The sequence below is a fragment of the Roseobacter cerffii genome, from assembly GCF_054226325.1.
Genome location: NZ_JBTBYJ010000003.1, coordinates 1 through 24,429 on the forward strand (window position 1 = coordinate 1; position 24,429 = coordinate 24,429).

25 protein-coding genes are annotated in these 24,429 nt (G+C 57.1%); 16 read left to right on the plus strand and 9 right to left on the minus strand.

Going from position 1 to position 24,429, the window contains the following annotated elements:
- The 9 genes from ACVC7O_RS21705 (at nucleotide 1) to ACVC7O_RS21745 (ending at nucleotide 7,184) form a co-directional block, all read left to right on the plus strand.
- Nucleotides 1-1,074, plus strand: coding sequence for a replication initiator protein A (locus ACVC7O_RS21705; protein ID WP_458326323.1), 1,074 nt, complete (start codon nucleotides 1-3; stop codon nucleotides 1,072-1,074).
- A 690-nt stretch (nucleotides 1,075-1,764) separates the two neighbouring features.
- Complete coding sequence (locus ACVC7O_RS21710; RefSeq protein WP_458326324.1) at nucleotides 1,765-2,142, plus strand: DUF3768 domain-containing protein; 378 nt, start codon at nucleotides 1,765-1,767, stop codon at nucleotides 2,140-2,142.
- 134 nt (nucleotides 2,143-2,276) lie between these two features.
- A complete protein-coding gene (locus tag ACVC7O_RS21715) occupies nucleotides 2,277-4,127 on the plus strand; it encodes a ParB/RepB/Spo0J family partition protein (RefSeq protein WP_458326325.1) in 1,851 nt (616 codons plus the stop codon).
- 118 nt (nucleotides 4,128-4,245) lie between these two features.
- The gene (locus ACVC7O_RS21720) at nucleotides 4,246-4,761 is read left to right on the plus strand and encodes a hypothetical protein (RefSeq protein ID WP_458326326.1); all 516 of its coding nucleotides are present in this window, start codon (nucleotides 4,246-4,248) and stop codon (nucleotides 4,759-4,761) included.
- Between the two features lie 574 nt (nucleotides 4,762-5,335).
- Nucleotides 5,336-5,551, plus strand: a complete 216-nt coding sequence (locus ACVC7O_RS21725) for a hypothetical protein (protein WP_458326327.1) — start codon at nucleotides 5,336-5,338, stop codon at nucleotides 5,549-5,551.
- Nucleotides 5,552-5,736: 185 nt separating this feature from the next.
- Nucleotides 5,737-5,976 (plus strand): AbrB/MazE/SpoVT family DNA-binding domain-containing protein, encoded by a 240-nt coding sequence (locus ACVC7O_RS21730; RefSeq protein WP_458326388.1) that lies wholly within the window; start codon nucleotides 5,737-5,739, stop codon nucleotides 5,974-5,976.
- On the plus strand, nucleotides 5,973-6,374 hold the full coding sequence (locus ACVC7O_RS21735; protein WP_458326328.1) for a type II toxin-antitoxin system VapC family toxin: 402 nt from the start codon (nucleotides 5,973-5,975) through the stop codon (nucleotides 6,372-6,374). Before ACVC7O_RS21730 ends, ACVC7O_RS21735 begins: the two co-directional genes overlap by 4 nt.
- Nucleotides 6,375-6,572: 198 nt before the next feature.
- Nucleotides 6,573-6,920, plus strand: coding sequence for a single-stranded DNA-binding protein (locus ACVC7O_RS21740; RefSeq protein WP_458326329.1), 348 nt, complete (start codon nucleotides 6,573-6,575; stop codon nucleotides 6,918-6,920).
- Between the two features lie 66 nt (nucleotides 6,921-6,986).
- The gene (locus ACVC7O_RS21745) at nucleotides 6,987-7,184 is read left to right on the plus strand and encodes a hypothetical protein (protein WP_458326330.1); all 198 of its coding nucleotides are present in this window, start codon (nucleotides 6,987-6,989) and stop codon (nucleotides 7,182-7,184) included.
- Between the two features lie 458 nt (nucleotides 7,185-7,642).
- On the opposite strand, the gene ACVC7O_RS21750 is transcribed toward ACVC7O_RS21745, so the two are convergent.
- Complete coding sequence (locus ACVC7O_RS21750; protein WP_458326331.1) at nucleotides 7,643-8,155, minus strand: DUF3800 domain-containing protein; 513 nt, start codon at nucleotides 8,153-8,155, stop codon at nucleotides 7,643-7,645.
- A 283-nt stretch (nucleotides 8,156-8,438) separates the two neighbouring features.
- Here ACVC7O_RS21750 and ACVC7O_RS21755 point away from each other — a divergent pair, with 283 nt between their 5' ends.
- Nucleotides 8,439-9,314: an ArdC family protein gene (locus ACVC7O_RS21755; protein ID WP_458326332.1), complete on the plus strand. Its 876-nt coding sequence runs from the start codon at nucleotides 8,439-8,441 to the stop codon at nucleotides 9,312-9,314.
- Between the two features lie 115 nt (nucleotides 9,315-9,429).
- On the opposite strand, the gene ACVC7O_RS21760 is transcribed toward ACVC7O_RS21755, so the two are convergent.
- From ACVC7O_RS21760 to ACVC7O_RS21770, 3 genes are all read right to left on the minus strand, one after another.
- Nucleotides 9,430-9,612, minus strand: a complete 183-nt coding sequence (locus ACVC7O_RS21760) for a hypothetical protein (RefSeq protein WP_458326333.1) — start codon at nucleotides 9,610-9,612, stop codon at nucleotides 9,430-9,432.
- A 252-nt stretch (nucleotides 9,613-9,864) separates the two neighbouring features.
- A complete protein-coding gene (locus ACVC7O_RS21765) occupies nucleotides 9,865-10,491 on the minus strand; it encodes a hypothetical protein (RefSeq protein WP_458326334.1) in 627 nt (208 codons plus the stop codon).
- Entirely contained in the window at nucleotides 10,491-11,225 is a 735-nt protein-coding gene (locus tag ACVC7O_RS21770; RefSeq protein WP_458326335.1) for a ParA family protein, read from the minus strand. Before ACVC7O_RS21770 ends, ACVC7O_RS21765 begins: the two co-directional genes overlap by 1 nt.
- A gap of 787 nt (nucleotides 11,226-12,012) precedes the next feature.
- Here ACVC7O_RS21770 and ACVC7O_RS21775 point away from each other — a divergent pair.
- The 3 genes from ACVC7O_RS21775 to ACVC7O_RS21785 are packed head-to-tail and all read left to right on the plus strand — an operon-like array spanning nucleotide 12,013 to nucleotide 17,054.
- Nucleotides 12,013-12,570, plus strand: coding sequence for a helix-turn-helix domain-containing protein (locus ACVC7O_RS21775; RefSeq protein ID WP_458326336.1), 558 nt, complete (start codon nucleotides 12,013-12,015; stop codon nucleotides 12,568-12,570).
- Nucleotides 12,557-14,821, plus strand: coding sequence for a relaxase/mobilization nuclease domain-containing protein (locus ACVC7O_RS21780; protein ID WP_458326337.1), 2,265 nt, complete (start codon nucleotides 12,557-12,559; stop codon nucleotides 14,819-14,821). The genes ACVC7O_RS21775 and ACVC7O_RS21780 overlap by 14 nt, the downstream gene beginning before the upstream one ends.
- Entirely contained in the window at nucleotides 14,814-17,054 is a 2,241-nt protein-coding gene (locus ACVC7O_RS21785) for a type IV secretory system conjugative DNA transfer family protein (RefSeq protein WP_458326338.1), read from the plus strand. Before ACVC7O_RS21780 ends, ACVC7O_RS21785 begins: the two co-directional genes overlap by 8 nt.
- Before the next feature lie 109 nt (nucleotides 17,055-17,163).
- Here ACVC7O_RS21785 and ACVC7O_RS21790 read toward each other — a convergent pair whose 3' ends face one another.
- Nucleotides 17,164-18,054, minus strand: coding sequence for an EamA family transporter (locus ACVC7O_RS21790; RefSeq protein WP_458326339.1), 891 nt, complete (start codon nucleotides 18,052-18,054; stop codon nucleotides 17,164-17,166).
- 75 nt (nucleotides 18,055-18,129) lie between these two features.
- Here ACVC7O_RS21790 and ACVC7O_RS21795 point away from each other — a divergent pair, with 75 nt between their 5' ends.
- The 3 genes from ACVC7O_RS21795 (at nucleotide 18,130) to ACVC7O_RS21805 (ending at nucleotide 20,214) form a co-directional block, all read left to right on the plus strand.
- Nucleotides 18,130-18,480 (plus strand): winged helix-turn-helix transcriptional regulator, encoded by a 351-nt coding sequence (locus ACVC7O_RS21795; RefSeq protein ID WP_458326340.1) that lies wholly within the window; start codon nucleotides 18,130-18,132, stop codon nucleotides 18,478-18,480.
- A gap of 173 nt (nucleotides 18,481-18,653) precedes the next feature.
- Nucleotides 18,654-19,325, plus strand: a complete 672-nt coding sequence (locus ACVC7O_RS21800) for an SOS response-associated peptidase (RefSeq protein ID WP_458326341.1) — start codon at nucleotides 18,654-18,656, stop codon at nucleotides 19,323-19,325.
- Between the two features lie 73 nt (nucleotides 19,326-19,398).
- A complete protein-coding gene (locus ACVC7O_RS21805; protein ID WP_458326342.1) occupies nucleotides 19,399-20,214 on the plus strand; it encodes a hypothetical protein in 816 nt (271 codons plus the stop codon).
- A 564-nt stretch (nucleotides 20,215-20,778) separates the two neighbouring features.
- Here the strand turns inward: ACVC7O_RS21805 and ACVC7O_RS21810 are convergent.
- From ACVC7O_RS21810 to ACVC7O_RS21825, 4 genes are all read right to left on the minus strand, one after another.
- Nucleotides 20,779-21,270 (minus strand): GNAT family N-acetyltransferase, encoded by a 492-nt coding sequence (locus ACVC7O_RS21810; protein ID WP_458326343.1) that lies wholly within the window; start codon nucleotides 21,268-21,270, stop codon nucleotides 20,779-20,781.
- A gap of 85 nt (nucleotides 21,271-21,355) precedes the next feature.
- Nucleotides 21,356-21,982 (minus strand): LysE family translocator, encoded by a 627-nt coding sequence (locus ACVC7O_RS21815; RefSeq protein ID WP_458326344.1) that lies wholly within the window; start codon nucleotides 21,980-21,982, stop codon nucleotides 21,356-21,358.
- 217 nt (nucleotides 21,983-22,199) lie between these two features.
- Entirely contained in the window at nucleotides 22,200-23,444 is a 1,245-nt protein-coding gene (locus ACVC7O_RS21820) for an MFS transporter (RefSeq protein WP_458326345.1), read from the minus strand.
- 585 nt (nucleotides 23,445-24,029) lie between these two features.
- Nucleotides 24,030-24,425, minus strand: a complete 396-nt coding sequence (locus ACVC7O_RS21825) for a response regulator transcription factor (RefSeq protein WP_458326346.1) — start codon at nucleotides 24,423-24,425, stop codon at nucleotides 24,030-24,032.
- Nucleotides 24,426-24,429 lie beyond the last annotated feature (4 nt).

Genomic DNA, 24,429 nt, shown 5'->3' on the forward strand with positions numbered 1-24,429 from the left:
GTGTCAGAAAAACAGGTAGACCTCTTCTTGGACCAGCTCGCTGACGCCCCGGTCAAAGACGAGCGTGCCCTGATGGAGTTCCCGTTTTTCTCCCTTCAGAAGCGCCCGCGGATGACCCCCTTCGTCTTTGACGACGGCACGGTGAAGATTGAGATCCAGCCTGGTCACAAGGGCATCGCGACGATCTGGGACAAAGACATCCTGATCTATCTCACATCGCTGGTGAATGAGCGGATCGAGCATGGGCAGTTCGACATGGATGTGCCCACGACCGTCCAGGACCGCACAATCAAGTTCTCTGCCTATGATTTTCTCAAGGTGACCGGCCGCAGCTCCGGCAAACGCGCCTACGAGCTCTTCCTCGACGCGCTGGATCGGCTGCGCTCAACCAACATTCTGACGAACATCACCGCCGGTGATGAGCGCGAGCGACGCGGCTTCGGCTGGATCGAGGATTGGCGGGTCATCGAACGGACCAACCGCAACGGTCAGCGCGTCATGGGGGCTGTCGAAGTCACGATGAACCGATGGATGTTCAATGCCATCGTCAAGGACCGCCGGGTCCTGACCATCAATCGGGATTACTTCCGGCTCTCGAAAGGCCTTGAACGCCGTCTTTACGAGCTGGCCCGCAAGCATGTCGGCCGTCAGCCGGAATGGTATATCGGAATCAAGCGTCTGGCCGAGAAGTGCGGGTCGATTGATACCGAGCGCAAATTCAAGTTCCGGATCAACGAGATCTGCGAAGCCGGCACCATCCCCGATTACACTGTCGAGATCGTGGATCCTGCTGAAGTGTCAACCCCATTCAAAACCAAAGGAAAACAGGCGCTTGTGCGGTTTCAGCCAAAATTTGATGACCTCGCTGTTCCCGATGTACCGAATCTGGCGGAGCTGACCGTCTCACACTCCGTTCTGACCGAGATCAAGCACGCCAACCCGGAATACGACATCCAGTATATCCTCGGCGCCTGGCGGGAATGGGCGGCACGCAAGGACGATCCCGTGAAGAGTGCAAACGCCGCCTTCCGCGCCTTCGCCAAGAAGTACATCGAGGCGAACCCGATCTGGTGACTCGGTACAACGGGAACATATCTTCGGTACATCAGGAACACTCGACTCGGTACAACAGGAACACATCCTCGGTATATCGGGAACGCATGTTCGGTACATCAGGAACGCAAAACAACACCAGAAGACTGATTTCCCTGAGTCTTTTCAGAGGTCTAACAACATAACAAACCTAACCAAATTTCTAACAGAAATAACCTAGGCCGGAGAGCCCCACAAAGAGCAGCTCTCAGTGATAGCCCTGGGGCATACTAAGAAACAGGAGCTTGAAGTAATCGTTGGCCCACAGATACCCACCCTTTCATGCGGTTTTGGCCCATCTTTCCGTTTCTTAATCACAGACGTCACCCAAGCCCGTCGCGTTACAGGGCAAACAACGTGTTCCCGATGTACCGAATCGCCTTGTTTCTAAGGATGAGGCGCACATTGTGCGCGCTTTCCATAGTCCCCTTGGGGTTCGCACAAGCGCGATACGCCACTGCGGGGACGTTGCTTTAGAACCCGCTGGGTTCTCGCGCAGGCAACCCAAATAGACAGGACCCGTGTCCTCGCGCCCCGGGCGCTGCGGGCCGCACCACGTCCCATCGATTGGGGTGTGCCCTTGCTCACTCCGGCACTTCGCCAGTGGGTCAGGTTTTAGAGACGACGCCCCTCAGGGGCTGATCTCAAAACCAGACACCAAGGAGCAAGCCGATGCGTGCCACACCAGAGACCTCTACACCCGAAGCAACCAAGATCGCGGAACAGAACGACCGCTTCCGCACAACATGGGGCGCGGATTTCACCGTGCCCGGTCAGATCGTGATGACCCGCGGTGTAGCCGACCTCTCGCCTGCTGCGAAAGCGATTATCATGCAGCGGGTCCAAGGGTTCGATACCTTCACCGAGGACAACGATCCTTACGGAGATCACAGTTTCGGGGCCTTCGATGTCGAGATGGCGGGCGATAGCCATCGCATCTTCTGGAAGATCGATCTTTACGACACCGACTATGCCATGGGAAGCGCCGATCCGGCAAACCTCGATGTGACCCGCCGCGTCCTGACGATCCTTCACGCCTCCGAATACTGAGCCGCCTGATCCCCGGAACAAGCACCAAAGTCCCCAGGAAAGGAGGTGATCCACCCCGTTTGAAACGACGGGCGGCGGACACATGCCCCCTGCCCCACCGCACCCACCATCATTCGAAAACAAAGGAGAAAGACATGACCAATCAATCGACCATCAAGAACGACGCCGCGATCATCTATGCATCGCTGGACCAGCTTTACCTGCACGACCTCAACCCCCGCCAAGATGTGGCGCAGACGGACGTGGAGACGCTGGCGGACAGCATCAAAACCTGTGGACTTCTGCAAAACCTGGGCGGCCTTCAGGACGACGACGGCAAGATCGGCATCGTGTCAGGCGGTCGCCGTCTCAAGGCCTTGGCTTTTCTCGCAGAGACATATCCCGACTTCGAGGGCACATCTTCGATTCCCGTTCTTCTGGCAAGTGATCCAGAGCAGGCTGAATACTGGGCCAATGCGGAAAACACGGCCCGTGAAGCGCTCGATCCGGCAGACGAAATCCGGGCCTACGGACGGATGGCCAAAACCAATGCCGATGCCGAGGCAATTGCCAGCGCCTTCGGTGTGACCGTCGCCCATGTCAAAGGCCGCTTGAAACTCGCCAATCTGCCCGATGCAGCGCTTGATGCACTCAAGGCCAAGACCATCAATCTCTCGGCGGCGCAGAAAATGACGACCGCTCAAGATGAGAAGCTGGTTCACGAGGCGCTGCAAGCCATTGCCGAGGGGCGCCTCTCCAGCGTGAGCCAGCTGGACCATTTCCTGCACCCGAAAGCGGCCAAAGCCACAGACCGCCGCGCAGTGTTTGTCGGTGTGGAAGCCTACGAGGCCAGTGGCGGCAAGATCACCCGCGATCTCTTCTCCGAAGACGTGTTCTTCGAGGACAGGGAGGTTCTGGACGAAGCCTTTGCAGCGCAATTGGCTGAAGCGGCAGAACAGGTGCGCATCTCCGATGGCTGGGTCTGGGTTGAGACTCACAGCGACGCCTACCTCGGCTGGAATTTCATCGAGGATAACAAGTTCGCCCGCGTCTATCCGGTCGAAGGTATTCTCTCCGATGGTCAGATGGAGCGCTATGAGAACCTCTGCGAAATGGCCGACAATGACGTTCTCAATGCGGAAGGTGAAGAAGAGCTGGCGGACCTCCATGTCGTTTTGGAGGGTGCCTTCACCGACTCGCAGAAAGCCCACGCCGGATGCGTGGTCTATGTTGATCAGAACGGCGGTCTGAAAGTCGAGGCAGGGCTGATCCGGCCCGAAGACAAGAAGCCTGCCATTGCGGCGGGTGTGTTGCAGACGTCCGCGCATGGGAGCGGTGACGACAAGGCTCCGAAAACCCCCTATTCGCAAAAGTTGCAGGACGATCTGGAGGCGATCAAGCTGGCCGCGCTGCAGAACGCCATGCTGGATCAACCCGACCTCCTGCTCGATCTGCTGGCCTTCCAGTTGAGCGGTGCAACCGGGTTTCGCGACGTGTTCGAGGTCAGCCTTGGGACACCAAGCAACGCCCCCTCCGTTGAGGCCGGGTTCAAGGTCGATAACCGGCTGAGCAAACCCGGCGTCAGCCCGGCGGACGCTTGGGGCGTTGATCTCAAGAACGCCTTCGCCAGCTTCAAGAAGAAAGGGAAGAAGCATCGGGCTGCGGAACTGACCCGACATCTGGCAAAACTGCTGACAGGCGGGGATGCCATCTTCCGTGGGGTACTGTCCCAAAAAGCAGGGGCCGATATCCGCAAAGTCTGGACGCCCACAGCAGAGAATCTCTTCAAGCGTCTGTCAGGACCGATGCTGGAGACCATCTACTGTGACCTCCTCGACCTTGCGCCAACGAGTGCGGAGGCCAAGGCGTTCGCCAAGTCGAAGAAGGCCGAGAAGGCGAAGACGCTGGAAGACCTGTTCTCGGACGAGACCAAGCGGGAACTGCTCGGGGTCACAGCGGCGCAGAAGGCCCGGATTGAGGCTTGGGTGCCGGACTACTACGATTGAAGGTGGACACCTGTGAGGGCAGCCTCCCTGCCCTTGCTTCCTCAAGTCCCTCGGTTTGCGCGGCTTCCGGCTCAACTGAGCCAGGAGCCGCGTAGTCTTACCGCTCAGGAGACCGACCATGTCAAAGATTGCATCGCAAGCCGCCCGCGTCTGGAAATCGGCACAGCTCTACATCGGGTTTCACCGGGACCCGGAGGGCCGACAGCGCAGCGCGCCAAAGGTCTGGCCTCCCAAGGATGCGCGGGCCAGCATCCACGCCGATCCGGACATACAGGAAACCTTCCTGATGCTCAAAAGTGCCGATGGCGATGCCGATCAGGATGTGCAGATCAAGTTACGGCCCGACATGGTGGTGCTGCGCCGGGATTTCGACGGTGCCTGGGAAGGTATTATCGCCGATGTTCATTCCGTCGCCGTCAAGGTTGGCGGCGTGTCGATCCGCATCAATCATGACGGCTCGATCACGCGCGAGGACGGCGACAGCACCACCTGGGTCGAGGCGGATGGCGGTGTCCTGAAGAAGACCGAGTTTGTCGAAGCCGCGGTTTCTTCCGATGGCATGGAGCTGACGCGGCGGACACCGGACAATCTGACAGCCATTACGTCGCGCGGCCTGTTGTCGAAGGATCAGTAAGTCGCTTCCAGTTTGTTGTTTATTCGACCTTCGGCAGAGCCGACCAGACTCTATGCTGCGCACGCCGCCTGCAACGCTGTCTTCGCCCGTGCGGGTGACTGTCCCTAGGGCAGGCCCTTTCCTTTACCTCACCTGAGTGTCTGCCAGCGATTTCGGGACGGTGTTCTGCCGCCCGGCTGCAGGCCGTCCGTTGTCTGAACACGCATCCCCACCCACCTTGGAGGACCGATACGCCCGTCACGACCAATGGCCCGGGTGTGCGGCTAACGGTGGTGCATTTCGCGTTTCGGGCGGGCCTTCGTCGAAGACCGCCTTTGATGTTGGGAGGGGGATTGAATCACCGTCTCCGATGTTTCTGGGATGAGGATGGTTTGACACCGTTTGAGCGTGTCGATCTGCCTTGTTTCTTTTCGATCTACGGGTTGCGGATCTCGGCCGCTCGCGTGCCCGTCGCTTCGCTCCGGCAAGCAGAAATCCGGTTTCCACCCTCAGGGTGGAGCCTCCGGATTTCCACTTGCGCGATCTGCCTTGGTCGATCCGCTGGGTCACCCGCATCGAAACAAGGAGATCGACAATGTCCAACAAGATGTTCACCCTCACCGTTCCCGTCGCCTTCAAGAAAGACGGCAAGGACCAAACCAGCTTCCGCCGCGTCGGCGCGGTCTTCGAAAACACCCGCGAGAATGGCGAGACCGTGCTCTCCATCAAGCTCGACTTCCCGGTTGCGGTCACCGATCTGGTCGCTTTTCCACCCAAGGCGGATGGCGACGATGGCCAGGTCACCGAATAAGACCACATCGAGCAGAGGGGGCGGCAGAGATGCCGCCCTTACGCGTGTTCGTTGACACCAAAGCCAAACATTCCGCCCGCTGGCGGAGACCCGTCGGACAGGAAAGACCGTCGGGCACTGCCAGTATCAAACCTTGCAAAACGGTACGCGAAGTAATACTTGAAAGAAAAGAGGTATTACTGGAGATGCATGTGCCTACCACACTCACAACCAAAGGTCAGGTCACGATCCCCAAAGCCGTTCGTGACTTTTTGGGACTTAAGGCAGGAAGCAAAGTCACCTTCAGTCGTACGAAGGACGGCCGGGTAGAAATTGTTCCGGAACATGGCGCCGCGGCGGTTTCGCGCTTTGGCGCACTGCGCGGACACGCGCGAACAGAGCTCAGCACCAACGAGATCATGGCGCTGACGCGGGGCGATGGGTGATATTCGTCGACACAAATGTTCTTCTTGATGTTGTGACGGATGACGAGAACTTTGCAGAGTGGTCCATCGCACAATTGGAAGCAGCAGCTCTGCAAGGTGATCTGCTCATCAATGACAGTGTTTATGCCGAGCTCTCTGTTGGTTATCGTGAGAAGGAACGGCTCGATGCCTTCATCGAGGCGGCTGGGCTGCGCCACGAAATGATGCCAAGAGATGCGCTGTTTTTGGCCGGAAAGGCCTTTTCTTCCTATCGACGGTCCAAAGGGACTAAGCAGAACGTGTTGCCCGACTTTTTCATCGGTGCACATGCGATGGTGCTGTCTGTGCCGCTGCTCACACGGGACGCGCGACGGTATCGAACTTACTTTCCATCCCTAGAGCTTGTCAGCCCGGAATAGGGTTCATTGACAGCAGTCGCCTCGAGACACTCACGACCTAGCGCTAATGTTGGGGCAGCTCACGCGTCTAAAGCCAGTAGGTTCTTGGCGAATTTCCGCTATCTGGGTAGCGGCTCCTTTGCGAGCACATCAATATTATAATATTGTGAAGCGGGCGATCACTTATGTGGGCCGGCCGGTCCCTGAAAGGAGACAGTCATGCGTACATTTGCGGAATTCCAGATTCTCGGCCGCGTCGGCAAGGTCAAGGAAGTCGGCAAGACCGTGCGGATCACCATCGCTGCCGAGTACGGGCGGAAGGATGACCGGGGAGATTTCCAGGCAAATCCCTATTGGAATGAGGTGACGATCTTCAATCCGAATGTGATGAAATGGGCGCTTGAGAATGTCGCTCCCGGCGATCTTGTGAATGCCCGTGGGACACTTCGCCAGTCGCAATGGGAAAACCAGGATGGCGGGACGGAATACGGCGTGACCATGGCCGCCGAGGACTTCGACAATCTCACGCTGGCCGTGAAGAAGTCGATTGAACGCGCTGCCGCGTAGTCGCCCAGATAGAGCCTCCAACGCGTCGATCTGGATTTTGCAAAGTTCCAGAGCTATGCTCGAGCTATGCCGGGTGACACAGACAAAGACCGTTTGAATAAGAATGCGGATGGCGAAGACCAGGCCGCGGCTCTCGAAAGCCTGTCCCGGTTCCTTGCTCCGCGTATCCAAGAAGCCCGAAATGGAGAGCTTTCGAGCAAATCCATAACAGATATCAAGCTCGAAGCGCGACTTTTAGCCGGGCTTCGAGGGTCCTCTATCTGACATCAAACTCTCATCTTCGCACTTGAGGAGGAAGGATTGGCTCACCCGGCTAGGTTCGAGTGCGCCACGCGGGTAGCAGTTGAAAATTTAACCCTTCAATGCTATATGACACTCAGTAACGGGATGGTCTAACCGTCCGTTCATTGGCGGGCTTCGGCCCGCCTTTGGATTCTAAAGGCCTTGGTGAAACACGTCATATTTGCCTGTCTCACACACTGTTCCGGTGCAGAAATGCAGCTTTTCGAGGAGTACTTCGGCGACGCGTTGGTCGGTCAGCCGCTTCTGTCCAGTTTCGTGCAGGTAGTGGTTCCCGATCGGTTTTGCCGTCAGGTCCGCAATCTGTAGACCGGTCGAGTTGCTCTTCTTGTCCATCAATTCCAGGCGGAAGTTCGAGAAATCATACTTTGCAAGCGGACCAAGCAGAGAACCCTGTACTGTCACCTGCTGATAGGCACGGCTTAGTGCGGCATCATCGTCCGGCCACGCATCTCAAAAACGACATGCAGGTCTTTGGTGAGTTCGTCAGGGTCATGGAGCTTCAAGTAGTTTTCGATCTGCCGGAAGCCGCGAGATAGGCTGATGTGATAGGGGTCAAAGGATTGGTGGCGCTTCGGTACCTTCGGTTTGTCGATGATGACACAGAAGCACTTCACTTCGGCGTCCTTCATGAGAGCCGTCAACTCGTCCATGAACTCTGCGCGCCGATCTCCCTTGAGACGCTCGTATTTTGAGCGCACCGCGGCGTCGCGGATCTTGTCGGTCTTTCGAAGATCCCGTTCGTGAAGCACGATGTTATCGCTACCCCAAGATTTGAACTTCAGTCGATTAAACCGCGGAACGAGCTCGTCCAGATAATGCTCTTTCTCGAACATGCAGTAGTTCACGCAGAGTAGGGGAAACTCCGGTGCAGCCTTCCAATTGGCGTCGCCGCTTTCGTCCACATAGACAATGTATTTGCTGAAATCTGACATGAGCTGAACCTATCCCAGGAAAGGTGGTCTCACCAGCCACGTGGTTCCCATCCTCCCGCCACAGTAAGTTTCAGGGGGAGGCGCGGCCTCCCCCTCGGACCAGACGCAAAAATGGGGTCTCCCCAACATCGGTCACGGCTGTGCCGCGCTGCGATGCCGGGCGATCCCCCTCCCCATTTTCGATCTGGTCTCGCCCCCTCCGCACTCGCCGTGAGCAGGTTTGCAGGACAGCCGCGACAGGCGCGGTGCCTGTAACCCGCGTTCAGGATGAGGAGCGAGAGACATGGCCAAGATCGACATCAAACAGCATGTGACGGATACGATCATCTCCGAGATGGAGAAGGGAACGCCGCCGTGGCGGAAACCGTGGACAGGGGATGCTACCGGAGCCGCCCTGCCCTTGCGACATGATGGCACCGCCTATCGGGGGGTGAATGTCCTGATGCTCTGGGCGACGTCTCACATCAAAGGCTATGCGTCGGCCCGGTGGATAACCTATCGGCAAGCGCTCGCGCTCGGGGCGTGCGTGCGCAAAGGCGAGAAGGCCACGCGGTCGGTTTTCTATGGAACCTTCGAGAAAGAGGTCGATGGCGAGATCGAACCACAAACCAGCCGCTTCGCCAAGTGCAACAACGTTTTTAATGCCGATCAGATCGAGGGATTGCCGGCAGACTATTACGTCCGCCCTGCCCCGCCGCGTGATCTTGGCACTGAAGCGGTGCCTGAGCTGGAGGCGTTCTTTGCCGCCACGGGCGCGACAGTCATCACGAGTAAGACGCCAAAGGCCTATTATGCACCATGTCCGGACCATATTCACATGCCCCCGATTGGCACGTTCTTCGATGCGAGCGGTTACTACGGGACTTTGGGGCATGAGACCGTCCACTGGACCGGGCATGCGTTGCGGCTCGATCGAATCAAGCGTTTCGAGGACCGCGCCGGATACGCGTTCGAGGAACTGGTCGCCGAGATCGGCGCGTGTTTTCTGGCGGTTCAGTTGGGGGTCGCACCTGCCTTCGATCAAAGTGCCGCTTACATCGAAGGATGGTTGCAAGCGCTGAAATCGGACAGAGGGTTGATCTTCAAGGCCGCTGCCGAGGCGCAGAAGGCCGTGGATCTCATCAATGCACAAGTTGAACGGGATGGGCAGGCCGCATAGGCGGCCCCTCCCCCTCTTTTCGTCGCTTTTCATTGAAGGTGATGCGGTAGCGGGCGGCGGGCACATCCCGCCTGCCCCGCCTGGCGCTTCGCGCGGAGCCGTTTGGGTGACCATCCTACCCGTGTGGCATCTCTCCTGGGGGAATGTCTTCGTATCGCACATTGTCTTTGGGACCGTTGCACCACATCGGCACGAGGTCGCCGGTGTTCCATTCATAGAGCCAGCCAACATGTGCGCCGGTCTCCCGATCGATGATCTTCTTGATGGGTTGCGCCTCGGTTCTCTTGTTGTCCGGCATCGCTGTCTCTCACGGTTTTTTTGCACAGGCAGTGCTTCCCTTCCCTGCATCACAAATCGTGACAGGGTAAGCTGCTGCTTACCCGCGAGTATGCGCGGAGCTTGAGAGGATGGGGGTGAAACCAAATCGACAAGAGTGGTGCGGGCGGAGGCGCAGCCGACAACACGGTCTTGTCTATTTTGTTTCAGGGGGAAGGAAGCCGAAACTCCTTCCCCCTCCCAGCAAGAATCGCGGCGCGGCGATGCCGCGCCTTCAAGAATACTGCTTGCGCAGTTCCTTGATGAGGCTTGTAAGTTCTGACCAGAAGACAGGCTCCAACTGGCCCTGGATCACGGCCGCGTCCGAGCGCAGGCGGAGCGGGTCGGCCTGATCCCGCAGTTTGTCGAGGACCTGGGCGTCGAGTGTCTTCATGGTCCGAAAGCTCATATTGCTCGGAAGACGCTCGGCTTCGTCCGGGGCCACGTATTTCGGCGTGAGTTCGAACTTGTCGATGGCGCGTTTGCCGGCAAGGCGCACAACATCGGAGGCCGGCAGACCCGCCGCTTCCAGAGCTTCCAATCCAGGTCCATGGTCTTTTTTCGGGGCGGCGCGGACATGCACTGCGCGTGTCTCAGGCTTTTTCGGCAGCTTTGGTTTCGGCGTGGGTTTCTTCTCTGGCGTGGTCTTCTTTGCAGGGCCTGCAGCTTTGGTCGGCTGCTTCCGGGTCGAGGCCTGCTTTTCCGCAGCTGGCTTTGGGTCTGTTGCGGGTGCAGTGGCGGCTTCCGCGGTCTGAACTGGTTCTCGCTTGGGATCGGGCTCGGCCGGTTTAGGCTTGTCTCCAAACTGTTTGCTGTAAACCGGATCGTCTCCAAGGAGCGAGGTGATTTTCTTGCGCGCCATTATTCTGCCTCCAGCACCAATGAGAGGATTTCGCGCGCCTCGTCGAGCGCCTCGTCGTAAAGGCGGGCATGGGTGCGCATCAGCGGGTTCGGGTCTTCGGTTCGCCATTTCGATATCTGATGGAAGAGGCCCTCACGATCGACATCCGCATGTTGTTTACGATCCATGAAGAGCTCCTCGATGACCGGGAACTTGGCATTGGCTTCACGTGCCATGGCGCGCATGGCCTTTGAGGGGGTCTTATCGACTCGGGAGAGCACGACCGTGAGTTTTGGAAGGGCTGATGGGTCTTCTGCGCGTTCGAAGAGGCCCTGATACCAATTGTAAGTGTCGGTGGCGATCCGCATGTCGGTGTCCGAGAGCATCATTGGTAAGACGATGTGATCGCTGTGGACCGCCAGTTCGTCGGCCCATTGGCCCCCTGCCCCCATCGTGTCGATGATTACGAAGTCTGCCGTGTCGTTTTCGTAGGCGTCTTCGATGATTGCCTCGAGGTCGGAGGGACTTTCGATCCCCATGACTCGAAGGTCTGGGGCCGTCGATGCGACATCCGGGTTTTCGGTGGTGACGCTCTCCCACCAGCGGAAGAGCGCTTGCTGCGGGTCGGCATCGATGGCGATGCACCGTTTTCCGTCAGCGATGATGGCGCTCATTAAGGCGCGTGCAAGTGCGGTCTTTCCGGCACCGCCTTTTCGCGTCATGATTGCGATGACCTTCAACTGCTCGTTGGGCATGATCCTGTATCCTCAAGGGTCTTCTTTATGATTTTGGATACGGTATATGTCAGGACGGATGTTGCATCAAGGATAACTGATGCAGCATGTGCCATTTGCCATAAATCATGTCTGATGATCGATAGTTGATATCTGAGGAAAGATAATGGATATCACACGACTGATATCGCATGCTCATTTTTGAGATTTTTGAGGGCGCATGTCGGATGTTTCAGGTATGATGCTGCATAAATGATTTGCCATGAGCCGGAAAGGAGCGGTCCTTGTTGCTGCGTGGGGCGTTTGATGGGTCCCGGCAGATGGCAAGGGGCCTACTACGCGTTTTTGGGCGAAAGAACGCCGTAGACATTCACGATATATGATTTGCCATAAATGATACTGTATTCACCATGTCGCAGGTTGCATGTGCCATCACTCGAGCGGGAATCCAGGCTCAAACAGTATCTTCCGCCTGTTGCCTTCGACGGTAGCCATGCGTAGCGCGCCCCAGAGGGGGCCTACAGGCCGACTAAGAGGCTTTGGTGGGGTAGGGGTGCCGAATCGCAGCGGAGACGCTCAGCGCGCTGCTTTTTCAAACTCATATTCTGGGCCAATGATCAGCTTGTGCAGAAAAGGAGGAGCGCTCACGCTAACGCGTTCGGCTTGAAACGGAATACAGACCATCTGGTGATCGTTCTTTGTGATGTATGTATTGACTGCAATAATATAATATTAGACACTCCAGATGGCCTGTATGAGATTGGCAGGAAATAGGGAGTGTATTTGCAGTATGTCGTCACGGCGCAGATTGACCCCCGAAGAGCGTCAAGAGATCGTTCGTGAACGCCTGAAGGGTGTGACGCATGCAGGTTTGGCAGCGCGGTTCGGGGTCAGTGAGCGCACGGTCTACTACACGCTCCGCACTGAAAAAGATCGACGCCGCGACACGCGCATTCGGACCAAACAGGTCAGTGTCACGCTCACACCGGAGGAGTTGCAGTGCTTCGACAACGTGCTCGCGCAGCATGGGGTGCCGAGCAGATCGGCCGGTGTTCGTCTTCTCATCCAATCGGCAAACGGCGTTTTTCAACCGGATCAACATCTGGCAGAGGAGCTCAAGTCGTTCCGTGCAGCACTCAATCGCGTGGGCAACAACGTCACCCAGATTGCGAAGCGGCTGAATGAGGCCCGCGCCAAAGGTATCGCGCCGATCTTTGGCGACCGCAGCCTCACGCAATTGCGACTCTTATCCGGTTTCGTTCTCGATTTCGCAGACCAGGTTGATGCGCTCGCGCGGCGGCGGGTGAGCCATGTGACGCTTGAAGCCCACAGCGCTCTGAAGGACTTTTCAGATGCCCCGGAGTGATGCTGTCACGCTCGTCACCGGCGAAATCTTTCGCGAGGGCTGGAGCCGTATCAGAGGATCGATGCAAGGTCTTGGGGCGCGGCGGGCGCAGATGGTCCGCGCGGCTTACGGGCATCGCGCTGCCGTTTTCAAACCGATCCGCACGGGCGGCACACACACGAAGGCCCAACTCGAAAACCAGCTGGCCTATCTGACAACGAAGTCTTCCCACATCGTTGACAGCCGCGGCGTCCATGATGGAAAGACGCGGCTGACGGGCGAAGAGATCACCTCCGTGGTTGAGCGGTTCACGTCTCGGTGGGATGAGGGGTTCAATCCCAAGCTCGGACATACCAGCCATCTTTTGATGTCGTTTCCGCGCGGCACCAAAGGCACCCATGTGCGCGACATTGCCAGCGATGTCTGCGAGCGCTTCTTCCAGAAAGAGGATCGCAATTTCGACTACTTGATCGCGGTCCATAGGGACCGTGACCATCCACACGCCCATGTGGTCATCAATCGCCGGTCGCAGGAAGGTGAGTTCTTCTATCTGGGACGGGATCATCACTTCAACTACGACGCCTTCCGCCTTGCGATGGTCGAAGAGGCGGAAAAGTACGGGGTCCGCCTTGAAGCGACCCGACGTATCGATCGCGGTGAAACCCATTATCCGCCTCTCACGCGCGAGGTCTATTCCGCGAAGGAGGAGGGGCGTTCAGCTCTGCAGCGGGAACGGGTCGGAGAGGACCTTGACCGCGCCCTCGGCGAGATCGCTGGCAATGCCCAAGTTTTTCGATCGCTTGCGGCCGAGGCGTCAGCTGAAAATCGCGAAGATATCGAAGCCGCCTTGCTGAAGGCAAGCACGTTCCTGGCGCGACAGGGCAAACTTCTGCAAACCGGAGACATCTACATGAGCCAGGACCAGAGTTTTGACGATCTGAACAGTCGCTTTGCGGATGAGATGAACCGCGTGGCGGTTCTGATCCGGGAGGCAGCTGAGGCCGACCGCCCGGCGCTGCAAAAGCAGATGGTGGCTGCACTCAGGCCGGTTGCGCATATGCAGCCGCTCGGATTGCGCTCGAGGACATTGACAGAGCGGCCGACCGAGACCGGCATTTATTCTGAGACCAACATCAACGCGAGCTTGGTGGAGAAACTACGGGAGGGGCGGACGCGGGCACAGATTGAGACCGCCTTGCGCGGGACCGGCGTTTCATCGGAAGCGGTGGTGGCGCGGATGGAGCAGGGGGCCAATACGGCGGCCCTGGAACGGGAATGGTATGCTGACGATCTTCAGAAAATCGCGGATGCGCGGGACCTCAATCTGGAGCGCCGCGAGGACCTGAGGGTCGCGGTCGACACGCTCGACAAGGTGCATGTCGCCCTCGGGACAGTCCTGGAGCGCGCGGACGTGCTGCGCCGTGACGGTGTCATCGAGGATACCCATGCTCCAGACATGCATTACGATCCAGAAAGCGTGGATGATGCTGCCCGTGCGATCCGACAAGACCTACGCGGGCAGGGGCTTTCAGAGACGGACATCGCGAAGCGCGCGGATGACATCACCATCCGGGCCGAAGCTCGCCTCGAGAAGGAGCAACGTGCCTATCTGCGGCGTCATCCTGATCTGCCTGCACGGCCGAGCGATGTGATCGATGCGCGCGACCCATTCAACGTCCGCATCATTGACGAGACGCGCGCGGAGCGAATTGACGTCGAGATTGATCGTATCCTCTCGCGGTCCGATGGGCCCTTGCAGATCGACGCGGCTGTCGCGGCCGAGATGCGTGGACGTTATCCCGACATGCCGGAACATCTGGCGCGCGGTCTCGGGGCAACCTATGCGGCCACATCTGCCGCCAGACGCGGTGAGGTCGTAACGGATGATCGAGACGCGGTCGCGGACGCCACCCACAGATTGCCGGACAATCCGGTGCTTGCAAGCGTCGTTGCCCATGAACGCACAGACAAGATCACTCCCCCCTTTGCCGATGAAGAGGGCAGGGCGGCCTATCGGGCGGAAGTGGAGCGTCTCCTTGACGATGACAGAATCGCCGCCTTGCGCGACGGGGATGCCGACGCGTTCGACGCGGCGATCGACAACCGGCTGGACCGGCTCTACGCTGCGAAAGCCTATTTGCAGTCGGATGAGGCGACTGCAAACAGTGATGCCGTGCGCGAGGTGGTCTCGGAAATTGCCGAGGAGGAATATGACGCGCAGCGTCTGAAGAGTCTGCAAAGCCATACCGAAAAAGGCCAGACCCATGGATAGGGGTCGGATCGCGCTCGGCATTGTCCTGCTGACTTTGCTCAGCGCGGCGCTCGGATATGTCTTTGCGAGTGCGTTCCTGACGTTTCGCGACCTTGGATTGCGCGCTGAGATCGATTTTTTCTGGCTCGCCGGGAATTACCTGAGCCTCCGTCAGGTGCGTCCTGATGATTTTCAGCTGGCCAATCTCATCGTTGGCGGTACAGCCTTGGCGGGCATGCTCGTGAGTGTGGTCCTGTCCGGCACCGCATTGACGAAGTTCGGCAAGACTCATTGGCAGCGGGCCGGCGAGTTGAAGCGCAACGGCTTCTTCACCGCGCCGGGCAGCGGGTTCATCCTCGGCAAGATGACCTCACCCAGGCGCCGAGGACGGTATCTGTCCTCGAGCGTATACCCTCATGTGCTTTGCGTGGCCCCAACTGGGCGCGGGAAAACCACCGGTTTCGTGATCCCGAACCTGCTGACCTTCCGTGGCAGTGCCGTGGTTCTCGACGTGAAGGGCGAGAATTTCGAGGCGACGGCCCGACACCGGGCGGCGGACGGGGACGATGTCTATCGTTTTGCCCCGACGGACTGGAACGACCGCCGGTCCCATCGCTACAACCCGCTCTTGCGGATCGCCGGCCTCCCAGACCCCAACCAGCAGCAGATGGAGCTCCAACTGCTGGCAACACTCTTTCTGCAGACGGACAACGACCGCACCTCCGGCCTGCTCAAAGGCGGGATCGATCTCTTTGTTGCGGCGGGTTTACTCGCATTCGAGCGAAAGCGCCTGACACTCGGCGAAATCTACCGCATCACGGCGTCCGGTGGGGACAAGCGCAAGGAGTTTATGAAGCGGCGCGACGAGGTGCAGAACACGGCGGCCAAGCTGATCTTCGAGCGGATGGCGTCAACCAACAACGACACGCTGACGTCCTATATCTCACTCCTGATGACCTCTGGCCTCGATCAGTGGAGCAACCCGGCCATCGATGCTGCGACCAATACGTCCGATTTCGACTTCCGGACCATCCGAAAGAAACCGTTTTCGGTCTACCTTGTCGTGGCTCCAAACATGGTGCGCCCCATGGCGGCGCTGATCCGGTTGTTCTTTTCCGATCTGATTGCGTCCTTGCAGGATCGTGAGCCGGGTCCGGACGAGCCCTGGCCGGTGATGATCATGCTCGATGAGTTCAATCGGCTCGGGAAGATGCCCGTCGTGGTCGAAAGCATCGAGACATTGCGATCTTATCGCGGCCACCTGGCAATCGTGACCCAGACCATCCCGGCGCTCGATGAAATCTACGGCGAGAATACGCGCCGCGCATTGCAGGGAAATGCCGGGATCAAGCTCTATCTCACTCCGTCCGACGAAAAGACTGTCGAGGAGCTGAGTGGCGCGGTCGGCATGACCACCAAACGTGTGGTCACCCGCTCACGCTCCATCGGCCGCAATCCGTTTGAGGGGCGCAGCATGTCGGAACGCACGGAAGAGACATCCCTTTTGCCCAAGGATGAAGCCCGGCGCATGTCGCTTGATGACATCGTGATGGTCGTGGACGCCCAGATGCCGGTGCGGGCAAAGCGCATTCGGTATTTCGACGACCCGTTCTTCAAGAGCCTTCATAAGGCACAATCGGGTGAGCTGCCGTTCCCGGAGAAAGCTCTCTTAGAAGTACCCCGAGACCAGACAACCAAGGTGGGGAAGGGGGAACGGGGGGCGAGCCGTGCTGAAGAAGTTGAGACTAAAGCGGGAGGGGTGAAGGCGCGGTCTTCCCGCAAAGCTCCGTCAAAGATCGCTGAGACAAGCATCGCGGCCGCACAAACCACGGCGTCCACAAGCATGACGCTTGCCACCAGTCGGCGCAAGAAGAGTGCCAAGGCGCTTCGCGAGGTTGGCTTGACCAAAGATCAGGCTGAGCTGGACCTTACCGTGCAGCAGAGTTTCAAGCTGACAGACATGATGGCCGGTGTCGAAGCGGAGACCAAATCCGCCGTCCAATCGACGATCTCTGCGCTTGCCGAAATTGGCGCTGAAGACCGGGAAGGGCAGGGTGGGGGCGCAGCCGCGGGCAAAGCAAGTGTCGCCGAAGCCGGTGCATCGATCGATTCAGGCGGTGATGGAGATATCAATCTCTTGAGCGAGGCAATCGAGGATGGTGTCGACATCGGCCAGAACGCGAAACATCGTGTGCGGGACGGTGAGGATATCGAGGCCGAGTTCAGAGAACAGGCGCTCACACACAAGGCCTAGGTGCCCTGGCATCCATTTTTGAAGCGGACCTTGAGCTCCTTTTGCGAGGGTCAGCGTTGCGCGACTGAAGCGCTCTTTCGCTGCAACTGTGCCAATGGCAGCTTTCAATTCACAGCAAAAGAATGATTACAATGCCCGCAACTGCCAGGAGAGCCCCTAAAATAGCTTGGAGGCGCGAAACTAATCCCTCCTTAATCCAAAGGATAGGAAGTACCAGGACTGGCGAAAGAGAACCCAGAACAGCGGCGATACCCGCATCAATCGCTGAAAAGGCGTATAACAGGAGGGTCGACGAAACGCCGTATCCGATAAAACCCGGCAGAATTGTTCTGCCAAGCAGATAGGGTGTGACGGGTGACATCGGTTTGAAGGTCTTAGCTGGCCATAGCGCTACAACAGAAATTAGAAACGTCGCACCCAGCAAACGGAGCGCAGACACTGCCAAAGGATCGGTTCCGGCAAGCATCGCCGGTTTCACAACAAGAAACCCGAAGCCTTGGAATGCCGTAGCGGCCACGCCAAGCGCAATGATGGTGGCAAGACTTCCGCTCGTCGTATCACTTTCTGAGCGTTCATCGCTGCCGAAGAAAACAGCAAGCCCTACGCCAAAAAGCGTGATGGCCGCTCCGATCAAGTCAATAACAACCGGAGTTTCATTGAGCCATACATACGCCATGACACCTACCAGTGGTGCTTTTAGCGAAAGGATAAGCTCGGTGCGTCTTGGCCCCCCGCGTCGCAAGCATTCGATCATAGCGAGATTTCCCAAGACAATGCCGATGACTGTGCTTGCTGCAAAAGATGGCCAATAGGCGCAGGCGATCGTCGGCCAATTTCCTAGCAAGCTGACAATGACGGCAAGGATTGCTGAGCATGCAACCAATTGAATTCGCGTGAATTCGAACGTGCCCAACTGACGCGCTGGCCACTGCGCCAGAACGATCCCAGTAGCCCATCCGAAAGACGCGCCCACAGCAGCAAGAACCGGGAGAATAAACATGACAATACTTCGTAGATACGCTACACTATAAGTAGCAATAAACTGCTACGTAAAATGTAGCAATGGGGAAGTTCTATGACAGATGAGATACCGTTTCCGGGACAGCCCGTCAGAGGCTCAAGAACCGGCAAACCAATCATGGCGCTGTTTGATCTGCTTGGGCGGAGTTGGGCGCTCGGTATTATCTGGCAACTCTCGAACGGGCCGATGACATTTCGTCAAATCCAGACTGCTTGCGAACAAATGTCTCCGACTATTCTGAACCGACGCCTGAAAGAATTGGTGGCCAGCAGCATTGTGGAGCGAAGTGACCATGGCTACCAGCTAACTAGCGAAGGTGTCGAGCTATTTGCCTTCCTCAAACCGCTTGGTGGATGGTCCAAGAAGTGGGCGGATGCGCTGTCTTCGGAAGAGGGCCAACAATAGCCGTTGGAGAGGAGCTACATCTAAAGGGCCGACATTCATTCACCGCGCAGAATCATGAAAAGTGGGCTGTAAGGCGGGCCCTGCACACGTCAAGCCACGACCGTCCGCATATGTCCTTGATCGAAGAGGAATACGAAGGCCCAATGCGTTGATGGGGAATCAGGCTATGAATTATGTGCAATCTATATTCGATGACGACGGCGCAGGACGCCATACGACAGATATTTGAGGGAATAACTGACAAAACCGGCAACCTGGCTGCGCTGCCGGGCATCTATCCAGACACAATGGCCCCGGTCGTTCGCAACGGCCCTGACGGGCCCGAGCTGACCATGATGCGGTGGGGCATGCCATCGCCTCGCAGCCGACTGTCAAAGAGTGGGCGCGATCCGGGCTTGACCAACATCCGCAACACCGCGTCTGGTCATTGGCGTCGATGGCTGGGCGTCGAGAACCGCTGCGTGGTCCCGATGACGAGCTTCTGCGAGCCTGGTAAGCTTCCAGAGGGTAAGAAGGGCAACGTGTGGTTCGCGCTGGATGAGAGCCGACCCTTGGCGTTTTTCGCAGGCATCTGGACGCAATGGACGTCGATACGGAAGGTGAAGGACGGCGAGACAACAGACGAGCTCTATGGCTTCTTGACGACCGATGCGAACGCGGTGGTAAAGCCGCACCACCCCAGGGCTATGCCGGTTATACTGACCAGCCGGGATGAAGTGCACACGTGGCTCACAGCGCCCACGGCAGAGGCTCTGGCGCTGCAACGACCACTGCCAGACGATGCGTTGACGATTGTTGCTTATGGCGCGCGGCAGGATGAAGGCAGCACTGTGCTTCACGAGTAGGCGGTTGCGATGCTCGCACTTGGAGTGCCAGACAACAAGCTGCAAGCCAGCCATCCCCAATACAGGTAGCTAAATGCGTTACACCATTCTCGTGATTGTCTTGCCCGTCATCGCTGTTGGCCTTACTTTTTTGCTCAACAAGGTTCTTTACGGGGATGACCCGCGCAAGCACTTCAGCAAGAAAGTGGCCTTCGTCATTGCTTTCGTGGCCGCCGTCTTGTTCCTTCCGGCTTCTATAGGAGACATTCGCACGTCGCTGAGCGAATGGAGAAGGTGCATCGCTGAGAGGAGCCTTTCCTGCCTCATGGCCGAGAACACCCAACTGACACCTTCCGCATTGCCGAGCGAGAGAACCGATGGGAAAAATCCCGTTCGAAATCGTTGGACGATTGTCGCTCAACCGCAGGGGGATCACCGCTACAGCAGCGACTTGTTACTAACTCAGACAGGTCTTCAGCTGGGATTTGCATGCAACTACCGGGCCGCAAACGTCATGCTGATTTTTCTAAGTGAGAGCGTCCGATCCGCAGTTTTTCCTGAAGGGAGAGCGCCAGCGAGCATGCGCGTCTTCTTCAACTTTCAGAACTCGAAACGAGCTGTTCCTATCGACTTGGTTCACGCCGACCCTCAGGAAAACGAGAACACCGTCTATTACACAAACTGGAGGTCTACGGATGAGTTCCAGATTGGGAACCTCGATAGGGTGCTTCGATCCGGTCTAGAGAATGAAGAAGACTTTTCGGTCAGTATCGAGCACGGATCAGTGCTCTGGGAGAGCGGCATTTACGACATGGAGGGAGCAAGTGGCTACTGGCTCGAAGCGAACGCTGACAGGAAGGGCGTACCCGCCAGCAACTCTCAGCTTTGCAACAGCCTTGCCACTCGATGAAGGCGGGGTCATCGCGGTCGAGCTGATGCGACGGGCCACTGCAGCCTATGAGACCATGGCCAGATGAGGTTATTGGGAACCGTAGCGATTGGCGCCAGGCAAGACTGCTTAGCGAAATCTGAGGCTGGACTCAGAACGTATGTTCTTATTATGTTCTCTCCGGTATGCCGCTCATCTCTCAAGTCTATGGCTTCGGCCACCACGTCAAGATTTGCGACTTAAAGGCGGCAGACGTGCTTGAGGTCATCTGTGCTGATTGCTCGCACAAGTACATGGTTCCGCCTTATCAGCTCTACCTACGGTTCAACCCGTCAATGCCGCTGGTCAACCTGGTCGGGCGCTTTCGGTGTCGGCGATGTGACTGTCGCGGAAGGGCAAGGTATTACGTCTATCGTGCAGAGTGTTTGGCGACAGAGGTGCGGTGAAAGCACCCATGAAGTCCGTCTCCGCAGACGGACGTAACAGGATGCAGCGGTAGCGAAGACGTTCAAGTCAAGGTTGGCTTCGCAGGTGAAGCTAATTTTCACGCTGAAAAGTTGAATGTTTGGTCAATTAGCCATTGGTCTAAATTTGTAAAAACATCTCATGCCAAGTCATACCTCCATGATTGGAGGCTGATGGCCGCACATAGCCGTACCCAAATCTCTCATAGAGCGGCACATGATGTTCTTTGCACATCAGGTGGATTGTTGATTTCCCCATCCGTCGCATATGCCTGATGAATTCGTCCATCAGCGCCCGGGAATGCCCTTGACCTTGCGCTGTAGGATCGACCACGACAGACATGATGACCACGTTCGGTGCATCGGGGTCATGACCTATGAGTTCTTTGAAGTCCTCGTCGGACATCTCGACCTCATACGCGCAGCCGCTATTGATGAAGCCAACGACTTTTCCGTCTACTTCAAGGATCAGAAAACCCTCTGGGTAGGTGGCGATCCGTTTGGAGATTTTGGTTTGGGTCGCGGCCTCGTCACCTTCGTAGGCAGAGGTTTCGATAGCGAAGCAGAGATTTGCATCAGCCATCTTTGCGTGACGAAAACTTCGCCTAGTCATCTCTTACTCAGCTTCTTGGTTATTTTGTAATGGCTCTACCAAAACGACGGCTTTGCTCACAAAGCTGCAATAGCGGGAATGTCTGTTACCGCTCCTGAAGCGCGAGCCGAACACCCAGAGCGCAATAGATGCTGCCGACAACCTTGCCTTGCCACTTGAGAACAGTCGGATTGCGGCGGAGGAAGTTGCCCAGGCCACCTGCTGCGACGGAGTAGATGATTGTGCTAAAGAAGCCGATCAGTGCGAATACGATCCCAAGCACGGTAAGCTGTGCGACGACAGAGCCTCTTTCTGGGGCGACAAACTGAGGCAGAAACGCAAGGAAGAACAGCGCGGTCTTAGGGTTCAAAACTTCGGCAAGGATCGCCTGTCTGAAAGCTTGAGGTGCCGTGATCGGAACGCGTCCCTGGCCAAGATCGATAGAAGCCTTCTCGAATATCGCGTTCAAACCAAGATAAACCAGATACGCGGCCCCAAGATATTTCACGATGGTGAACAGCGTGGCAGACGCCGAAATGATGGCGGAGATACCGACCACTGCCATGATGGTATGGAGGACGTCGCCCGCTGTGATACCAGCACCCGTCGCAATACCGACTTTCGTTCCGGAAGTTGTGGCCCGCGCGATCGTCAGGAGAGTTGCCGGTCCGGGAATGAAAACAAAGCCAAGAACGATCAACGAATAGGTTAGCAGCACAGCGGGGTCGATCATTCTGCTTTCTCCATAAATCTCTAAGATCGCAGCAATCCACAGGCGACGAAGAATGACAAGCCCCGGAACCAGACGTTCGCCTTTTTCCGACTAATGAGCACATTGGGCTGGATTCAGAGCTTAGCTGTAAGGTGTTTGGCCAGCAGCACTGCGAGTCAGAGTGCCAATTCGTTGCAACTGCGCGAAAAGCCGCTTTCGGACACCGTGGCGGCACGCACTATTCAAGCTTCAAGCGACGTACTCCCCAAAGAAAGAGCGCACCGGTCCCCGCGAAGGCAAGAATGAAGGGAACTTGAAGCGCGGTGTCTCGTTCGATGAAGATTTCGCTGGTGCCAACAACAATACCTCCGAGCAGCGCTCCCAAGGATATCGTGCCCCAACCAAAGAACCGGTAAACGCTGTTGACACGGCCAAGCAGGCCGTCAGGGATGGTGCGCTGCCGATACGACACCGTCACCACGTTCCAGAGTGTCCCGAAAAAGGTCTGTACGAACAGACCGAGGCCAACCACGACCGACAAGGATGACATCATGGCGATAAAAGGCAACGGAATGATACCCAATGACACTATCAGGCTGCGCTGTGCTCCCAAGCGCGCTACGATGGCCGGGCAAAGCATCCCACCCGCGACGCCACCGGCGGCTCCTGCTGTCAACAAAAGTCCAAATCCGGTCGCAGACAGACCCAGACGCTCTTGCGAAACCAACACGAGGATGGTTGCCGCAACCGAAGCCAATCCATTGATGACACCTAGCGAGAGAGCGAGACGCCGCAGAACTGGTCGCTCCCATAGCCATCGCAATCCTTCAACAGTTTCAATGCGCCATGACCTTCTTGGTGGGGCCATCCGAGGCGGCAACGCAATGCACCACACAAGGAACGCAGCAAACCCAAAGGCGACCGCATCTAACATGAAGGGTGCAGGCAAGGCGTAAGCTATGAGAAACCCTGCCAGTGGTGGACCAATGAATCGCCCCACGACTGTTTCAACTGTCCAAAGACGGCCATTTGCGCGCTCGAGGTCATCGGTTCGAACGATGGATGGCATTAAAGTTTGCGCTGCGTTGTCCCGAACCACTTCGGCACAACCCAGTAAGAAAGCAAGCGCTGAAAGCGCAAGCACGTAAGGTAGAGCATTTTCAAACTCGGACCGATCCGCGATATCTCCAGGCAGCGTAAGAATGAGACCCACAACGCCCATTGTCAGCAAAGCGCGAAAGATATCAGCGCGCACAATCAAATTGCGTCGATCCGCGCGGTCGGTGATCACCCCTGCTGGCACGGAGAGTAGCAGCCAGGGAAAGCGACCTGCAAATGCAACGAGACCGATTAGAAAAGGGTCGCGGGTAAGGAGAGTTGCGAGCCATGGGAAGGCGACACTGGCGATGCCGTCCGCTAGATTGGTCGCTCCAGAGGCCCCAATGAGGCGGACATATCTCGTGTTTTTTGCAAGGGATGCCATCGAAGTAGGGCACGACTTCTAGCCGCCAGCGTCAACCGATAAATGAGCAAATCCGAGGTTCTGAACGCGCACAGCATCTGTCGCCATGGCTCGCTGCGGGACCTTAGATGCAAGGCGTTCGGACAGCAGCACCGCGGTACAAAGCTGACACAGGTGTTTCGACCTAAACGGCGGCTTTGTGCGCTTCGCGCCAACAGCGAAAAGAGCCTTGGACGGAGAGCTGAACTTTGCTGCGTTTCAGCCATCTTCTTGAACGTTGCGAAAAGCGGACCTTCGAAAACGCTCACAACCAGGCTAAGCGCCGTATTGTTGCGTGGTTACCCAGGGGTTCCACGTCTTCGCGAGGCTGTTCACCGCCGCCCTTCCAACCATCCAACGCAAGCCAGCCCTCCAAGCAGAAGAGCCAGAGATAGGTCCACGGGATGATTTTCTGGCCAAGTAACTCGCTGCCGTGCTGCTCGCCCGTCACCGGCAGGTATCGGGCCAAAGGTCTCGCCGTGCAGCAGTCATGCGCAATAGAGGTATATTCTGAACCAAAGCTTTAGTCGTTAGGCCGGAGCGCTGTCGTTTGGTCCAATGAGTGCTCTACTCCCTATTCGTCAATTCAAAGACGAGATCCAGTAGTTGCTCAGGGTGGAATGGTTTCGCTAGCACAGCATCGGCACCGACGGTTTTCAGGCTTGATTTGAAGATCTTACCCTGACCATCATCAAAGCTCCCTGAAATCGCGATGACTGGTATCGGATTTGGACTCGTCTGCTTTACCCGACTGACCAGGCTAATGCCTCCTTTTTCGCTCAACTTGCCATCGGCTCTGATGAAGACATCTGAGACGATCAAATCAAAGCGCGCAGTTTTCAAGGCATTGAGCGCATCAGCCGTTGTGTTGCAAACCTCTACCGAGTGATTGTCCCCTTCAAGACTAACTACCAAGAGGTCAGCGAATTCAGTATCATCTTCTAGAACTAAGATCTTGGCCATCTTC

Excerpts from the sequence above, each read along its gene's own strand:
- ACVC7O_RS21730 (WP_458326388.1), top strand. The coding sequence starts at position 5,737 with ATGCATGTGCCTACCACACTCACAACCAAAGGTCAGGTCACGATCCCC.
- ACVC7O_RS21740 (WP_458326329.1), top strand. The coding sequence starts at position 6,573 with ATGCGTACATTTGCGGAATTCCAGATTCTCGGCCGCGTCGGCAAGGTC.
- ACVC7O_RS21790 (WP_458326339.1), bottom strand. The coding sequence starts at position 18,054 with ATGTTTATTCTCCCGGTTCTTGCTGCTGTGGGCGCGTCTTTCGGATGG.
- ACVC7O_RS21715 (WP_458326325.1), top strand. The coding sequence starts at position 2,277 with ATGACCAATCAATCGACCATCAAGAACGACGCCGCGATCATCTATGCA.
- ACVC7O_RS21750 (WP_458326331.1), bottom strand. The coding sequence starts at position 8,155 with ATGTCAGATTTCAGCAAATACATTGTCTATGTGGACGAAAGCGGCGAC.
- ACVC7O_RS21805 (WP_458326342.1), top strand. The coding sequence starts at position 19,399 with ATGCGTTACACCATTCTCGTGATTGTCTTGCCCGTCATCGCTGTTGGC.
- ACVC7O_RS21755 (WP_458326332.1), top strand. The coding sequence starts at position 8,439 with ATGGCCAAGATCGACATCAAACAGCATGTGACGGATACGATCATCTCC.
- ACVC7O_RS21785 (WP_458326338.1), top strand. The coding sequence starts at position 14,814 with ATGGATAGGGGTCGGATCGCGCTCGGCATTGTCCTGCTGACTTTGCTC.
- ACVC7O_RS21720 (WP_458326326.1), top strand. The coding sequence starts at position 4,246 with ATGTCAAAGATTGCATCGCAAGCCGCCCGCGTCTGGAAATCGGCACAG.
- ACVC7O_RS21810 (WP_458326343.1), bottom strand. The coding sequence starts at position 21,270 with ATGACTAGGCGAAGTTTTCGTCACGCAAAGATGGCTGATGCAAATCTC.
- ACVC7O_RS21765 (WP_458326334.1), bottom strand. The coding sequence starts at position 10,491 with ATGGCGCGCAAGAAAATCACCTCGCTCCTTGGAGACGATCCGGTTTAC.
- ACVC7O_RS21710 (WP_458326324.1), top strand. The coding sequence starts at position 1,765 with ATGCGTGCCACACCAGAGACCTCTACACCCGAAGCAACCAAGATCGCG.
- ACVC7O_RS21725 (WP_458326327.1), top strand. The coding sequence starts at position 5,336 with ATGTCCAACAAGATGTTCACCCTCACCGTTCCCGTCGCCTTCAAGAAA.
- ACVC7O_RS21795 (WP_458326340.1), top strand. The coding sequence starts at position 18,130 with ATGACAGATGAGATACCGTTTCCGGGACAGCCCGTCAGAGGCTCAAGA.
- ACVC7O_RS21760 (WP_458326333.1), bottom strand. The coding sequence starts at position 9,612 with ATGCCGGACAACAAGAGAACCGAGGCGCAACCCATCAAGAAGATCATC.
- ACVC7O_RS21770 (WP_458326335.1), bottom strand. The coding sequence starts at position 11,225 with ATGCCCAACGAGCAGTTGAAGGTCATCGCAATCATGACGCGAAAAGGC.
- ACVC7O_RS21800 (WP_458326341.1), top strand. The coding sequence starts at position 18,654 with ATGTGCAATCTATATTCGATGACGACGGCGCAGGACGCCATACGACAG.
- ACVC7O_RS21745 (WP_458326330.1), top strand. The coding sequence starts at position 6,987 with ATGCCGGGTGACACAGACAAAGACCGTTTGAATAAGAATGCGGATGGC.
- ACVC7O_RS21820 (WP_458326345.1), bottom strand. The coding sequence starts at position 23,444 with ATGGCATCCCTTGCAAAAAACACGAGATATGTCCGCCTCATTGGGGCC.
- ACVC7O_RS21780 (WP_458326337.1), top strand. The coding sequence starts at position 12,557 with ATGCCCCGGAGTGATGCTGTCACGCTCGTCACCGGCGAAATCTTTCGC.
- ACVC7O_RS21825 (WP_458326346.1), bottom strand. The coding sequence starts at position 24,425 with ATGGCCAAGATCTTAGTTCTAGAAGATGATACTGAATTCGCTGACCTC.
- ACVC7O_RS21815 (WP_458326344.1), bottom strand. The coding sequence starts at position 21,982 with ATGATCGACCCCGCTGTGCTGCTAACCTATTCGTTGATCGTTCTTGGC.